Source organism: Flammeovirga sp. AWQ4_249, assembly GCF_056161045.1.
This window is the reverse complement of the sequence record NZ_JBSWYJ010000014.1, coordinates 74,334-89,876: the sequence shown is the minus strand read 5'-3', so window position 1 is coordinate 89,876 and position 15,543 is coordinate 74,334. Positions and strand designations below refer to the sequence as shown.

Genomic DNA, 15,543 nt, shown 5'->3' with positions numbered 1-15,543 from the left:
AAAATGTAGATCTATATAGTTTTTGAGACCAATAACCGTATCTTTTTGCCATTGATTGGAGTAAATATCATCCTTTAGACGTTTAATTTCACTATTATAAAATTTCATAGTACAATTGATTGAACTCTAATTTACAAAATTGAATGATAATTTTTCCAATTAGTTGAAGGCCAAAAAAAAATGCATGGGTATGATAATTGAGATAACCCAAATATCTAACCCATGCATAAACTTTGTGTATTCTTAAAGAAATCTATTTCATCATTTCATCAGGAACAAACATATCTGGCGTAATTTCTTTGACAATATTGCTGTTGTTCTTCCAATCATTTTCATAACGTTGTATGATGTTTTCAACAAAGCCTTTGTCATTTAATTTTTTTGTTGTTTTATCAATTAAAGATTGAGGTGTCACTACAGGATCCTTCTTTTTGATCAATTCAATAGCTCTTTGAAGTTCTTCGCTTTGATCAGGATTATTCACATTTTGAGGCTCTAATCCGACTTGAGCTTTCCAAGCTCCCATTTTGATGTTTACCAAAATAACGTAAGATTTCCCTGCCTGGGAGTATAACACAAACTGTGTAAACTCTGAAATCTTGAATTGTGAGTAAGTCAATTATCTCCTTTAAAAGAGAATATTGACTTAGTCACTGTTCAAGATCTGCTTTATCTCTTTCAATTAAGTGTATAGTTTATTTTATTTAGAATATAAAACTGATACACGATGAACAAAGAAGATTTATTAAACGACGATTTTTTAAAACAATTCAAGTCAGCAGAAGATTTAAATTCCTTTATGAAGCAACTCCAAAAAAGAGCTTTAGAGAAAATGCTTGAAGGTGAAATTGATGCCCATCTAGGCTATCAAAAACATGAGAAGTCAGAGAATTCCAATTACCGAAATGGCTATACCAGTAAGACCATAAAAAATGAATTTGGAGAACAAGATATCAAAATACCAAGAGATCGTAAAGGGACTTTTGAACCTGAAATTGTACCAAAAAGAAAGAATATTGCTCAAGGTATCGAGAGTTTAGTTATCTCACTTTATGCAAAAGGGATGAGCGTTTCGGACATTGAAAATCAGATCAAAGAACTTTATGATTTTGATGTCTCAACGGCTACTATTTCAAGAATTACAGCTTCAGTAGTTGAAGATATTGAAGCCTGGCACAAGCGCCCTTTGGAGCCTGTTTACCTTATCGTTTGGATGGATGGGATCGTTTTTAAGGTGAGAGAAAACTCCAAAGTGATCAATAAAACCATCTATTTAGCTGTTGGTTTATGTACTGATGGTAAAAAAGAAGTATTAGGTATGTGGCTTGGTAAAAATGAATCTTCTGCATTTTGGATGACTGTACTAACTGATATTCAGTCGCGAGGAGTTGAAGATATTTTAATCACATCCACTGATAACCTCAATGGTTTTACAGAAACAATCAAAGCAGTATTTCCTAATGCTTCTACTCAAATATGTATCGTCCATCAAATTAGGAATGCCTGCAAATATGTAGTCTGGAAAGATAAGAAAGCCTTTACTAAAGATATGAAAGATATCTACGGAGCTCCACATATGGATGCAGCTAAAGAGGCTCTTGATTTTCTGGAAAAGAAGTGGGGTGAAAAGTATGGATATGCTATCCAAAGCTGGCGGAATAACTGGGATGAATTAACTGTATTTTTTGAATTCCCTCTTGAAATTCGTAAAATTATATACACTACCAATCTGATAGAAAATCTGAATGGTAAAATTCGAAAATACACAAAGAACAAATTATCCTTCCCAACAGATGATGCAGTAAAAAAATCTGTTTTCTTAGCCTTACAAGAAGCAACAAAAAAATGGACAATGCCAATCAGAAACTGGGGAGTAATTTTGAATCAATTTCAAGTATTATACAAAGAAAGGATCAGGTTTTAAACCCAATCCTTCCTTGTAGTACTTACACACTTAGTGAAAGAGTGTCAATATTATTTTAGGACTAGTCAAAATTATCTGTTGACTATTACTTTTCCTGAGTGTACTTTTCGTTCATTTCCATTGATGATTAGTAAATAAGTATATAATCCATTCGAAAGCGATTGTTCTACATTAAATTGTAATTCATGTGCTCCCACATTTCGCTGAAGATCATTATACTCTGCAACTACTTGAGAGGTAAGATCATATATTTTTAATGATACTGTACTTTGACTTTCTAAATGACACATAAAATTAAACTCTCCTTTCGTTGGATTAGGATATACCTGAAATTCATTAGCTACATAATCATTCTTAGAATTTACTCTTGCATTACTTGGGCTGACAACACTAATGTTCTTTACACTCATACTTGCATAAGCATCATTATTCGACCCACCTACAGGAGCAATAAAGGCTTTGTATTGATAATCGTTAGTAGCAATAGGAATATCTGAAGGTAATTGAATAGAAGCAGTAACTGTTCCGCTTCCTGCACTTACAGTCTCTCGATATGATTTGTACGTGGTGAAAGGATTATTATCTCTTTGAAATAAAATGACAACATCTCTTGCTGCGGGAGCATCAAAATCAACCGTTACAGTAATTGTTTCTCCTGAATTAACAGAAAGTACTCCATCTAAATTATCAATACTTGATACAAAAGGTAATGAACTACTACCACTTCCTTGATATTCATAAGCACCAATATCTACACTATTTCCATAAATTCTTGGATTCCCTTGATTGTCATTGTATAAGAAATACTCTGATATTTCTGTTCCCGAAATAGGATTTACTTGGTTCGTATTAACGCCCACATTGATTGCTTCACTTGTAGCCCTGATATCAAACTCCATATCTTCAATATTTGTAAAATGTGGATCATCAACAGCTAAGAAGTTTGTCATATTTGGAATATCTGATTTGCCATTAATAAGAATATTATTCGCTCCCGAAATGTTATTCGTTCCATTGTATTTTTTAAAACCATAATCCGTTTCAAATTCTGTGATAGCAATGTTATTGTAGAACCTTACATTATTACTTTCGTTTACAGTAATTCCTGCCGCTTCTTGTCTTCCTTCCGATAATGGTACTTGCCCATTATGGTATGTTGTGTTATTGACTACAATAGAATTATCAGATTTATGAACTACTACACCGTTAATTCCATTACCGAAAGCTACATTATTGGCAAATAAAAACATGCCTGTATATTGACCATTAGGATTTTCATCCACCTCTCCTGTTCCTCTATCATTATTTCTAGTGATATAACAACCCGAGCCATCTATAATTTTGGGGTAATCTGGGCAACCATAAGCTTTTGGATCAGGGCAATTATAATTACGGTTATAATAATGGATATTATTGACGTTGTTATATGATCTATTTCTAGTGATTCTCATTTTGATCTTCTGATCTTGATCATAACTTTTTGATTGTGCTAAAACAATAGCACTCGATCCTGTTGAAGACCAAGTCGTAGTATTAAATACTTCATTATTCGTCAGTATACAGTAGTCAGAGTTATTGATTCTAATACCTGAAGAAGGACAATCATAGACTTTGTTGGAGTGGAATAAAATATGATGACCTCCTCCATTAGAAGCCCAAACAGCGATACCTCTCCCTTGATAATAATTGTATTGATCAAATCGAAATTCTTCTGCTTCTTCTTTTGTGATTTTCTGATTTGGTCCTTGGATTTCAAAGCCTGATATCTCTAGATACTCCCCAACACCTATTATAAAACCTCCTGCACCATCAAATTCAATTTTTGGTTGATGACCTGGGTAATTTCTTATAACTAAAGGACCGTTTAGAGTTCCTGCTTTTCCAATATAAACTACTGAACCACTATTTAATTCTCCAGTTCCAAAATTGTTGTTACGGTAAGTTCCGTCCATCACGTAAATGATATCACCGGGTTGCCAAGCATTATTTATGGCATAAGAAATGCTTTTTAAAGGCTTTTCAGGGGATAATCCTTGTTCATCACTTTGAGAATCTACTCCCTCAGGGCTAACATGCCATAAAGAAAAACCTCCTTCTCTAACTGTCAATTCATCAATTTCATAGATACCTTGGTTCATAAATTTAAGTCTGACTCTTCCGTTATTAGAAGTTACATTAGAAGTAAACTTTACAGTATAAAATGACCATTCATCCAAGCTCAATGTAACAGTGTCAATACCAATAGCAGCATTTTGATTGGCGAAATTGACAGACAATGTATTACCAATATTCCCTTTTGCATAAAAAGATACGGTATACTCCTGTCCTGCTATTAAATTAAAATAGCTGTCAGCACGGTTGTGCATTCTTACATTTTCAGGGACACCTGATGTAATATCTACTTTTAAATGACGGTCACCATAATAAGTTCCTACATTTGTTACTGAAAAATTAGCAATTCCTTCATCAGCAACCCACCAATCAGAAGAAAAGTCTGTGGCATTTTCGAAGCTTCCAATACCATTTTGAGAAAGCGTTTGGGCATCTAGAGTGTTTATCAAACATAAACACATGAAAATTAAAGTGTAGTGAAAAGAGAGATAAATTCGTTTCATGTAAGGTTAATTTAAAGTAATAATCTCATCTCATAGTATTTTACTATAAGTGGGTCAAGAAGTTATGGCAATTTGTTTTTGGTCATTCAAATCTATATTAGTGTAACATTAACATATGTAAAAAATTATCATTTATATAGCACATATGTTGTAAAATTTCAATCCACAACATTTGAATCAAGTAATACAACATTATTACTAGAGTTTTCACCCCTGTAATTTTGACTAATTGTTTTCTCTAACAATATGATAAATCTGTTGATATTATTTTTTACTGTTATCATTATCAATCCAACGCTACTGCTCTATGATCTATTTTTAGTAACTAACTTTTACTCTATTCAACTATTATAAAGAGTAGAGAATTAGATCATCAATAACGTATAAAAAAGAAAACGTCAACAGAATCTGCTGACCTTAAATGTTTTCGATAGTAATATTTTATGCTTGTTGAGTAAGCAGTCGGCCAACCCGCACTTGTCTACACCAACTATTTAACAGGCAGTAGTTCCTCTAGTTTATTGATTGGATAATCATCAATAACCTCAAGCGTATTTTTCAACCATTGATAAGGTTCAATGTCATGCATTTTTGCGGTAGCAAAGAAGGAATAGAACATTGCTATTTGTGCAGCACCTTTTTCATTACCTGCAAATTCTTTCTCATCAACATTACGAAAAGGGACTTCCAAAAATGCTGCAATTTCTTTTGCTAACATTCTATTTCTTTCGATATGACTAGATATGGTTACGGTAAGCCATTCCTCCTCTATATACTCAATAATGATATTGTAATCACTTTTTGATTCTTCTCTTTTTATTGTTTCAAAATTCACTCGAGACAATTTCTCTAATTTTTGAATTACCTTACCATTTCTTTTCAATACATTAGACGATTTATCAAAATACAATTGGTCACCTTTCATGAATTTCACAGCCTGATAAACCAGTGAAGCAAGTGTGAATACTATTATATATTTTAAAAATGGAGAGGATAAAAAACTTTCAGACATCATTAAATACCCAATGATCAAACTCAGAAATAATGACAGTACTAAATTTAATACTATGCTTTTTTTATCTAATTCTACGACTAGTTCTTTACTTGTTTTTCGAGTGATGTGATACATTCTGTTTGCTAGATATGTTGTTCTGCTTTAATAATAGGTAATGTAATAATTTCTAAAACTTTGTCAAAAGGTGATTTTGAAAAGAAATTAATTCCCGCTTTATGGTGAGTAGGCTGTATCTCTAGGTAAATTAATGCATCATTTAAATTCATAATAACATTCGATGAAAAGTAAGAATGCAACTGACCTCTTACAATATATTCTGTTTTTTGAACTTCTATTTTAATTGATTTAATCTCATCAAAATGTATTAAAGCTCCCATATATTTGCTTTTCTTTTTAAAACGTAATACGATACCATTTCGATGAAGTTCGATAGAGATATAGTCAATATCATTTGATTGATTACTTACTTCATCAAAACTATTAATACCCGATAGATAAATCATTTTTGGAGAACCATTACCACCTAATTTTATTCTTTCAAAGAGATTGAAAGTCCCACCAATGATAAAGGCTTCTTTTTGGCTTAATTTTCCATTTGGTCCTAGCCTAATGATCTTCATATTTTTTTAATTTAGTATTTTAGCTAGATACTTATCGAATTTATCATTACAATACGCTTTATTAATTTGTTTTATTTCTCCATTTAATTCTAAAAAAATTAATTCATTTGTAGTGCTTCCACAATCTTCTTTACTTACTTTAGTTTCTATATATTTTAATTTCTTAATTAAATTAGTAGAGACTTGTATATCTATACTATTCTTTTTTGATAGGTATAATTCTCTTTTTGATTTATATACTAATCTTATTTTTTCCACATCCGAACTAAAACAACTATTATATGAGATGTAAATATTTAATGTATCACCTATTTTAAATCGATCCATCAGAGAGTCATTCACCTTTAGATATTTGTAATTTTTTACTAATGCATCAATATTTAGATTTGATATGTTGTTAGTATAACTCACTTTTACTGTATCATCGAATACAGATGAAAATAAGACATTCTGAGCATTTCCTAGAAAACTCCCTTTGTATATCAAACAATCATATTCACCTCCTTCCTCTTGTTCTAATTTTAATGGAATTATTTCATTTATTCCTTTGAATAATAAATATATTAAATTCATAAGTAGTATCACAAGAAACCTAGTCAAGTACAAAAAAGTAATGATAAAAAAAGCCTCCCGATTGCTCAGGAGGCTAAATATGTCTAATACTCTAAGAGTAAATAAAATCAGACTAAGCTTGTGTAGTTAACAACTTAGATGAAGGTTTGAACTTCGTTAAGTGGATTCCTTTCACTGCTGCTTGGTACTCTTCTAAAGTAGGAGTACGACCTAAGATAGTTGAAAGAACCACTACAGGAGTAGATGATAATAATGACTCACCTTTCTTCTCAGCAGAATCTTTTACAACTCTACCTTGGAATAAACGTGTTGATGTTGCCATTACAGTATCACCTGGCTCTGCTTTTTCTTGGTTACCCATACATAAGTTACAGCCAGGACGCTCTAAGTAAAGCATGTTTTGGTATTTCGTACGTGCCGCTCCTTTTGGATCGTTATCGTCGAATTCAAATCCTGAGTACTTTTGTAATACTTCCCAATCGCCTTCCGCTTTTAACTCATCAACAATGTTGTAAGTTGGAGGAGCTACTACTAGTGGAGCTTTAAACTCAACTTTACCGTGTAACTCTTCAACGTTTTTCAACATTTGAGCTAAAATTTTCATATCACCTTTGTGAACCATACAAGAACCTACGAAACCAAGGTCTACTTGTCTGTCACCACCGTAGAATGAAAGTGGACGAATTGTATCGTGCGTATAACGCTTAGATACATCTTCATTGTTTACATCTGGATCGGCAATCATTGGCTCCTCGATTTGATCAAGGTCAACTACTACCTCTGCAAAGTATTTCGCGTCAGCATCTGGAGTCAATGGAGGTTTGCTACCTGACTTCACTTCCTCAATACGCTTGTTCGCTTTATTTACAAGACCTTTAAGAACGGCTTTTTCATTGTCCATTCCTTTTTCGATCATGATTTCAATTCTTGCTTTAGCAATCTCTAATGACTCGATTAATGTCTCGTCTTCAGAGATACAGATTGAAGCTTTTGCTTTCATTTCTGCAGTCCAGTCAGTGAATGTAAACGCTTGGTCAGCAGTTAAAGTACCGATGTGTACCTCAATTACTCTACCTTGGAATACGTTGTCACCGCTGAATTGCTTCAACATTTGTTGTTGTGTTGCGTGAACCACATCACGGAAGTCCATGTAAGGCTTCATGTTTCCTTTGAAAGTCACTTTTACTGACTCTGGAATTGGCATAGAAGCTTCACCAGTTGCTAACGCTAATGCTACAGTACCTGAATCAGCACCAAATGCAACACCTTTTGACATTCTTGTATGTGAGTCACCACCGATAATGATATCCCAATCACTCACAGTAATGTCATTCAATACTTTGTGAATTACGTCAGTCATTGAATGATAAACGCCTTTAGGATCACGTGCTGTGATTAGACCAAAGTCGTTCATAAACTTCATCAACTTAGGAATGTTTGCTTGTGCTTTTTTATCCCAAACTGATGCTGTGTGACAACCTGATTGGTAAGCACCGTCCACGATAGGTGAGATTACCGTAGCTGCCATTGATTCTAACTCTTGAGAAGTCATTAAACCTGTAGTATCTTGAGAACCTACGATGTTTACTTCTACACGAACATCAGAACCTGCGTGAAGTACACGACCTTCTAAGTCTGTACCTACTGCATTTTTATTGAAAATTTTCTCAACTGCTGTAAGACCTTGACCTTCTACAGAAATTTCTTTTGAAGGAGCGAAAACTACAGGAGCAGTTACGTCTAATACTCTAGCAGCAAAAGATTGTAATTTCTTACCGAATACAACTGCATAAGAACCACCCGCTTTGATGAACTCAACTTTTTGTGGAGTTAATGAAGCAGAGATATCGATTAATTCTTTATCACCGTTGTATAATTTCTTCTCTTTTGTATTGATTGTTAAAACAGTACCTGTTTCTACTGAATAAGCTTGCTCTAATACAGGCTCGCCATCAGCATCTACAACTACGTTTCCATCAGCATCTTTTTGCTTCACCCAGTTTTTAAGGTCGATACCAATACCACCTGTTACACCTACAGTTGTAAGGAAAATTGGTGAGATACCGTTAGTACCTGCAATGATTGGAGCAATGTTAACGAAAGGAACATAAGGTGAACCAGGAACACCTGTCCAAAGTGCAACATTGTTTACACCTGACATTCTTGATGAACCTACACCCATTGTACCTTTTTCAGCGATAAGCATTACTTTCTTATCAGGATGTTGCTCTTTTAAAGCTGTAAGAGCTGCTTGTTGTTCTTTATTATGCTCAAAGATACATTGTCCATGAAGTTCACGGTCTGATCTTGAGTGAGCATCAGCACCTGGAGATAATAAATCCGTAGAGATATCACCTGTACCAGCGATGAAAGTAACGATTTTAATTTCTTCCTCTACTTCAGGAAGTTTTGTAAAGAATTCTGCTTGAGCATAGCTTTCTAAGATATCTTTAGCGATAGCATTTCCTGCTTTATAAGCTCCTTCTAAACGCTCCATATCTGCATCATATAAGAAAACCTGTGTTTTCAATACTTTTGCAGCTTCTTCAGCGATAGCAGCTTGTGCATTTAATGCTAAATCAAGAAGAACCTCGATAGAAGGTCCACCTTTCATGTGAGATAATTGTTCAAATGCAGAAGAAGGAGTAATTTCTTCTACAACTTCCTCACCTAAGATAATCTCTTTTAAAAATTTCGCTTTCACACCCGCAGCACTTGTCGTACCAGGAAGAGTGTTGTAAATGAAAAAGTTAAGAGAATCGTTACGGTGTTCATTACCTGAATCCTTAATTTGTGCAATTACTTCACCTAATAATTCTGCGTCATCAATCGGCTTAGGATGAAGTCCTTGACCTTTTCTTTCTTCTATTTCGTTCAGGTATTCGCTATATCTGCTCATAAAAAATTGTTAATTACGTCAAAAAGGGTGTTGAAAGAGTTTGTTTCTATTTTGAGTTGAAAATAAAGTAAAAATTCTTCTTTTAATCTTTTTGACAAAATCCCATGGTCTATTTTCACTGCAAAAATACGCATTAATTTTCAAATATTTCTGATTATAGAATTTATATCTGCTAATTTCTCAATAATCAGTAAGTTAACTTAAGATTTAAGAACATTTTCAGGATATTTTTATCAAAAATTAAAATTTCAAGAAACATTTATTAATGGAGAAAAATTGGAGGTCACATAATTGGCAACCTCCACTATCACTTAATTAAGCTCTAATTCTTGATCTGAACCCCAATCTTTCACTTTTACTCTCATAGTAAAGAATCAATTTTGGGTATACATCTAATCTTAAAGAAGTAACATTAAGTATAAATTATTAGCAAACTGAACTTAGTCCTCATTCAGTATACATTTTCACATTAACCAATTGTAGTAAAATAACCTGCTCTAAATAGGCTATTATTTTCAATACACCCCTTCGACTATTTTATTTTTTGAAAGGTTCAAACCCTTAGATAATTCATGATAAAGTGCTATTTATATATCATTTATCATCATAATGAACTCTATTTCATTTCATTTCAAAAAGAAGATAAAAAAACCTTATCAAATACTTCTTAATATAATTATTTGATAAGGTTAAAAGACTAATTGATGATCTTTATAATTTATTCATCTTGTTGTACTTCCCTAAATAAAAACAACCCATTATAACCATCACTCACCCCAATTATTCCACTTTTAAAGAAAGGATAAACACCAAATGCACCATATCCATTTTTTTCTGGATCAGTGTTATATTCATAAATAAGTTCTGGATTAGTTGGATCTTCTAATTGATAAATTCTAAAGCCTCCATTATAAAATGAGGTGTAAGCAAGATCATCAATTATATAAGTATTATGAACAATGTCTTCTGTATCATGAATGAGACCAACTCTTTCTATATTATTTGGATTAGAAATATCTAAAATCACGATATCTTCCTCCTCTTCTCGTGCTTGTTCTAGACATATGTAAACATAATCATGGTTTGTTGTTACCCATCCGCTATGCACATTTTCATTATTATCAAATTCATAAATTCCTAAAGTCACAGGATTAAGTTTATCAGAAACATCTACAATTTTAAAATAGGACATACTAATACTAAAAATATATAAACGGTCATCTATTACTGAGATATCATGTGCAGGGATTTCAAACTCATCCCAATAGGGTACTGAAGAAATTTCCTTTAGATTGATTGGGTTTTCATTTAAATTAAAAATACTAACATCCGAACCGTTTGAACCTTCAACATTAATATCAAAATATCCTGTAACATAAAGATAGCCTTCATCATCAATAAAAATATTGTGATAATCGCTCATTTCAGAAACAAATACCGGGTTTTTAGGATCTGAGATGTTATAAATATTTCCCTTTGGTCCATAAGCATTTGATCCATTGACAACGTAGAGATAATCTCCCCAAACTTTCATATCAAAACCTCTACTTTCTATGGTTGATTCAATTTCAGGATTTGATGGATCATTAATGTTTATAATATTGACTTGACCTGCTTCCGTTGAAGAACTGAAACTACATATCAAAACATATTCGATTCCATTTTTTTCAAAACCCCAAATATCATTGACTCTTCCTGGTAGATCCAATTGACTTACCATTTCAAATTGTGGTTTTATATCAAATATTTCTTCTTCATTAGATCTGTTATCTTCAGAACATGAAAAAATTAGTAAAGAAAGTAGGACAAGTAAGAATAATTGAATTTTCATTATAGATTTAGGATTTAGTTTATTTTTTGGATAACACCTGCTCCTATTTTAGGATTATGGTGGACATGATTATTGTTGTGTGTATTTTTTCTACATGCTAATGCGAAATCTTCATAGAAATAATGGATGACAATCACTTTGTCTAAAATATCATCATTTTGATCGGTTCCTAAAGTCCAAAGGTCAGACTCAATATAGAATGTACCGTCTCCATTTTCATCAAAATGTATGTTCCCAAGATCACCCGCATATTTTTTATCCCAAGTGGTTCCTAAGTTGTTATAACTACAAAACAATAAAGTATCCTTTTGATTCCAATGCATCAAAGGTCGATCCATTGTTCCTTCATGAATATGTAATGAACTTGAAGAACTTGGTTTATCACAATTTAGATTGAGTGTAATACCTACTTTATTTTCGAAAACCTGAACGTATCCAATTCCTAAAGTGTCTTGGTAATCTACATCGTAATCTTTAAATTTTGTATCAGCAGTTTGTCCTTCTGTGACAGTAAATGGATGGAAGATTATTTTTGCTGAATGTTCTGGTTGATTTTCTTTTAAATTTTCTTGGCAAGAAGGCAATAGTATTATAAAGGTAACACCAATAGCAAAGAGTTTATTCATTAGTGATTTCATTTGTCAGAGGTATATAATGGTCGGTATCTTAGCATATAACAATGAAGTATTTATCATTGTATTACATGAATCTAATAAACCTTTTATGAATTTCAAATTCTTATTTAGAAAGTTTTGTGTTGAATTAAAACACTTAAAACATTAAACATCAAAAGAACACCTTAGGATATTATGCAAATACAATAATTATCAAAATATTTTTCTATTTTTCAACTAAATATTTTTGTTAATTAAGCAATATTTACAAACTCACAAGCTCTTTGAAACTAAATATATGTTCTACCAATTCAAAAATAAATAATTCTTAATTCAACTTTCTATTAAAAAAAGAATCACTTTCAACAACAATTAAAAATGTAATTCAAATTATATTGACTATTAATCGTATTCTCTGAGTGTACGACTAGTCTCTATATTTCATTCTGAAATCTATTTATTTTAAACATAACTTTAAACAAAGTCAGAGCATTCGTCTGAAATGCTCATTAATTTTCAAATTTTATTATGAAAAAACTTCTAACTTTTTTTACGCTTAGTGTATTGCTATGCTACGGGACTACTTTGGCCCAAACTAAATAAATTTCCGGAAAAATCGCTGATGAAGAAGGTCTACCCCTTCAAGGTGCAGTTGTATTTGAAAAAGGAACAAGTAATGGTGTTGTAACAGACAAGGACGGTTACTTCCTATTAAATGCAAGTACACAATCAACAATTATTATTAGTTTCGTTGGATTCGAGTCTATTGAAACTCAAGTAGGTGACAAAACTGAATTTAATTTTACATTAAAAGCAGAAGAATTAGATGAAGTAGTTATCGTGGGTACACGTGGCGCTCCTAGAAGTAATGCAGACACTCCGGTTCCTGTTGATATTGTGTCATCAGAAGATCTTGTAAGCACGGGTAAAGTATCATTTGATAAAGCATTACAATATAAAATTCCATCATTCAATACGGTTCAAACACCTGTAAATGATGCGACTTCACTTCTTGATCCCTATGAAATTAGAAACATGGGTTCTTCAAGAACTTTGATCCTAATTAACGGTAAAAGAAAGAACTTAAGTTCATTACTTTATACACAAACTTCGCCAGGTCGTGGTGAAACAGCTTCTGATATCTCAGCCATTCCACAAGACGCTATCAAGAGAGTTGAGATCCTTCGTGACGGTGCTTCTGCACAATATGGTTCTGATGCCATTGCTGGTGTAATGAATATTGTATTAAAAGATGATGTAAATTCTGGATCAGTTACTTTGAGAACTGGTATCACCTCAGAAGGTGATGGTGAAATGTACGGTATCTCTTTAAATAACGGTCTTTCATTAGGTAAAAAAGGATTCTTAAATTATACAATTGACTTCTCTCTAGTGGCATTAGCAAATCGTCCTGGTACAGTAAATGCAATTGGTGAATCTCTAGATTTTAGAGCTGATATCGCAGATGTAGAGAAATTTTTATCCCGTAGACCAGATGCTGGAAATATTAACGGTAGCCCAGAAACTACTGCTGCAAAATTCTTGATCAATGGTTCTCGTGATTTATCTGATGAAGTAAATATGTATTTCAATGCTGCTTATGTTTATAAGAAAGTAAACTCATATGCAAACTATAGAACACCTTACTGGAGAACAGTTGAAGACTTCCCATATTTAGCAAACTTCTTCCCTGGCGAAAATCCTAATAACGCAGGTGGTTATGATGGTTATGTGCCAACTTTTGAAGGTGAAATGAATGATTATAACGCTACTTTAGGATTCCAAATGAGTAAAAATGGATGGAATACTGATGTTAGTGCTACAGTATGTGGAAACACACAAGGTTACTATGTAAATAATTCACACAATAGAAATTATGTTTACAGTCCTTCTACATGGATTGATACTAACAATAATGGTGTTGTTGATGCAGGTGAAATGACAGAAGGATCTCAATTATATAGAGAGAATCCTCCAAAAACATTTGATGTAGGAGGTACAGAGTTCCACCATATTGTAGGTAACATTGATATCAACAAACAAGTAAGACACAATTTAAGTGTTGGTTTTGGTGCTGAATTCTGAAGTGAAACATTTATCATCAACGAAGGTAGCTTAGCTTCTTATGATGGTGGTGGTGCTGATTCATTTGCTGGTAATACTCCAGAAAACTCAGGTACGTTCAACCGTTATAATATGGGTGCTTACTTTGACTTAGCATATGATATCAATAAAGATTGGTTAGTAAATGGTACAATCCGTGCAGAAAACTATAGTGATTTTGGTAGTGCTTTTGTTTGGAAAGCAAGTACTAGATATAAACTATTAGACGATAAAATGACCGTTCGTGCTTCTGCTTCTACAGATTTCAGAGCCCCAACTCTTCACCAAATTTATACACAAAAAGCACAATATTCATTTGTACCTAGAGCAGGTATTCAAGTAGGTGGTTTAGTGAACAATGTATCTCCACAGGCAGGTTTCTTAGGTGTACCGCAATTAACTCCTGAAAAATCGACCAACTTAACAGCTGGTTTTGGATTTAAACCAAACAGAAACTTTAGCATTACTTTAGGTTACTATAACATTGCTGTGGAAGATAGAATTGTTCTTTCTACTGAGATTGGACCAACTGAAGCAGGAAATACTCCATTGGATCAGATCTTAACAGAAAACAATATGTCTGATGTTTCTTTCTTTGTAAATGCAATTGACACAAGAACTTCGGGTATTGATTTCGTAGCAAGTTATAGAAACATTGCTCTATGTGGCGGTTTCTTAGGTTTCAATTTATCGGGTAACTACACTATCCAAAACGAACGTGAAGGAGCTGTAAAAAATCCAGAAACAGTAGAGGAAGCTGGTCAATCAGTAGTCAACGCAACTCAAGAAGCATTATTCTTTACTTCAAGACCAAGAACAAAATGGATCTTAGGCATGGATTATAATATCAAGAAGTTCAATTTTGCATTAAACAATACTTATTTCGGTAAAACTACTTTCAAACAACAAGGTATGTCTACTGATTTAAGAACTGAGTTTATCCCTAAAATCGTTACTGACTTAGCAATTACTTATCATGTAAACGACAAGTTGACGATTGCAGGTAATATCAATAACTTATTCAACATTCTACCAGAATGGGAATTTGTAGCTGAAAATGCTGCTGGTCAAGAAATGATCAATAGTACAGAACTTACAAATGGTTTAACTCCTATCCAACATCAATCTAACTTGATTACTTTCAACCAACGTTATTCACAAATGACGTATGATGGATATCACTTTAGCCAATTGGGTAGATTATTCAACCTTTCGATCAATTACAAATTCTAATTTCAATTCGATTATACAATAGGAATTTTATATACAGAAAGTCATTCTCTGATAGGGAATGGCTTTTTTTTAACCACATTTTATAAGTAATAAGTCATACTTTCTAAGTTTTGCAC

The 15,543-nt window shown here is 32.9% G+C and carries 11 protein-coding genes and 1 pseudogene; 4 read left to right on the top strand and 8 right to left on the bottom strand.

Translation table 11 applies throughout. The features are described from left to right. Nucleotides 1-253 precede the first annotated feature (253 nt). A complete protein-coding gene (locus tag ACXAHM_RS12630; RefSeq protein WP_474960804.1) occupies nucleotides 254-526 on the bottom strand; it encodes a hypothetical protein in 273 nt (90 codons plus the stop codon). Between the two features lie 201 nt (nucleotides 527-727). On the opposite strand from ACXAHM_RS12630, the gene ACXAHM_RS12625 reads away from it, so the two are divergent. Continuing rightward, a complete protein-coding gene (locus ACXAHM_RS12625; RefSeq protein ID WP_474960803.1) occupies nucleotides 728-1,924 on the top strand; it encodes an IS256 family transposase in 1,197 nt (398 codons plus the stop codon). A gap of 71 nt (nucleotides 1,925-1,995) precedes the next feature. Here ACXAHM_RS12625 and ACXAHM_RS12620 read toward each other — a convergent pair whose 3' ends face one another. The 7 genes from ACXAHM_RS12620 to ACXAHM_RS12590 form a co-directional block, all read right to left on the bottom strand. Further along, nucleotides 1,996-4,485 carry a T9SS type A sorting domain-containing protein gene (locus ACXAHM_RS12620; RefSeq protein ID WP_474960802.1) on the bottom strand — a complete coding sequence of 830 codons (2,490 nt, stop codon included), beginning with the start codon at nucleotides 4,483-4,485 and terminating at the stop codon, nucleotides 1,996-1,998. A 544-nt stretch (nucleotides 4,486-5,029) separates the two neighbouring features. Next, nucleotides 5,030-5,668, bottom strand: coding sequence for a transposase domain-containing protein (locus ACXAHM_RS12615; protein WP_474960801.1), 639 nt, complete (start codon nucleotides 5,666-5,668; stop codon nucleotides 5,030-5,032). 8 nt (nucleotides 5,669-5,676) lie between these two features. Next, nucleotides 5,677-6,174 carry a hypothetical protein gene (locus ACXAHM_RS12610; protein ID WP_474960800.1) on the bottom strand — a complete coding sequence of 166 codons (498 nt, stop codon included), beginning with the start codon at nucleotides 6,172-6,174 and terminating at the stop codon, nucleotides 5,677-5,679. 6 nt (nucleotides 6,175-6,180) lie between these two features. Continuing rightward, a complete protein-coding gene (locus ACXAHM_RS12605) occupies nucleotides 6,181-6,747 on the bottom strand; it encodes a hypothetical protein (RefSeq protein WP_474960799.1) in 567 nt (188 codons plus the stop codon). A gap of 112 nt (nucleotides 6,748-6,859) precedes the next feature. Next, on the bottom strand, nucleotides 6,860-9,646 hold the full coding sequence (locus ACXAHM_RS12600; protein ID WP_474960798.1) for a bifunctional aconitate hydratase 2/2-methylisocitrate dehydratase: 2,787 nt from the start codon (nucleotides 9,644-9,646) through the stop codon (nucleotides 6,860-6,862). Between the two features lie 718 nt (nucleotides 9,647-10,364). Continuing rightward, nucleotides 10,365-11,477 carry an LVIVD repeat-containing protein gene (locus tag ACXAHM_RS12595; protein WP_474960797.1) on the bottom strand — a complete coding sequence of 371 codons (1,113 nt, stop codon included), beginning with the start codon at nucleotides 11,475-11,477 and terminating at the stop codon, nucleotides 10,365-10,367. A 14-nt stretch (nucleotides 11,478-11,491) separates the two neighbouring features. Beyond that, nucleotides 11,492-12,103 carry a superoxide dismutase family protein gene (locus tag ACXAHM_RS12590; protein WP_474960796.1) on the bottom strand — a complete coding sequence of 204 codons (612 nt, stop codon included), beginning with the start codon at nucleotides 12,101-12,103 and terminating at the stop codon, nucleotides 11,492-11,494. A 591-nt stretch (nucleotides 12,104-12,694) separates the two neighbouring features. Between ACXAHM_RS12590 and ACXAHM_RS12585 the strand changes: the two are divergent. From ACXAHM_RS12585 to ACXAHM_RS12575, 3 genes and pseudogenes are all read left to right on the top strand, one after another. Then, nucleotides 12,695-12,919 (top strand): annotated as a pseudogene (locus ACXAHM_RS12585) (carboxypeptidase-like regulatory domain-containing protein); the annotation flags it as partial. Between the two features lie 12 nt (nucleotides 12,920-12,931). Beyond that, nucleotides 12,932-14,176 (top strand): TonB-dependent receptor plug domain-containing protein, encoded by a 1,245-nt coding sequence (locus ACXAHM_RS12580; RefSeq protein WP_474960795.1) that lies wholly within the window; start codon nucleotides 12,932-12,934, stop codon nucleotides 14,174-14,176. A 12-nt stretch (nucleotides 14,177-14,188) separates the two neighbouring features. Continuing rightward, nucleotides 14,189-15,427, top strand: coding sequence for a TonB-dependent receptor plug domain-containing protein (locus tag ACXAHM_RS12575; RefSeq protein ID WP_474960826.1), 1,239 nt, complete (start codon nucleotides 14,189-14,191; stop codon nucleotides 15,425-15,427). Nucleotides 15,428-15,543: the final 116 nt, after the last annotated feature.

Bases quoted from the DNA above. Each gene is read 5' to 3' on its own strand.
- ACXAHM_RS12630 (WP_474960804.1), bottom strand. From the start codon at position 526: ATGGGAGCTTGGAAAGCTCAAGTCGGATTAGAGCCTCAAAATGTGAAT.
- ACXAHM_RS12625 (WP_474960803.1), top strand. From the start codon at position 728: ATGAACAAAGAAGATTTATTAAACGACGATTTTTTAAAACAATTCAAG.
- ACXAHM_RS12615 (WP_474960801.1), bottom strand. From the start codon at position 5,668: ATGTATCACATCACTCGAAAAACAAGTAAAGAACTAGTCGTAGAATTA.
- ACXAHM_RS12610 (WP_474960800.1), bottom strand. From the start codon at position 6,174: ATGAAGATCATTAGGCTAGGACCAAATGGAAAATTAAGCCAAAAAGAA.
- ACXAHM_RS12605 (WP_474960799.1), bottom strand. From the start codon at position 6,747: ATGAATTTAATATATTTATTATTCAAAGGAATAAATGAAATAATTCCA.
- ACXAHM_RS12600 (WP_474960798.1), bottom strand. From the start codon at position 9,646: ATGAGCAGATATAGCGAATACCTGAACGAAATAGAAGAAAGAAAAGGT.
- ACXAHM_RS12595 (WP_474960797.1), bottom strand. From the start codon at position 11,477: ATGAAAATTCAATTATTCTTACTTGTCCTACTTTCTTTACTAATTTTT.
- ACXAHM_RS12590 (WP_474960796.1), bottom strand. From the start codon at position 12,103: ATGAATAAACTCTTTGCTATTGGTGTTACCTTTATAATACTATTGCCT.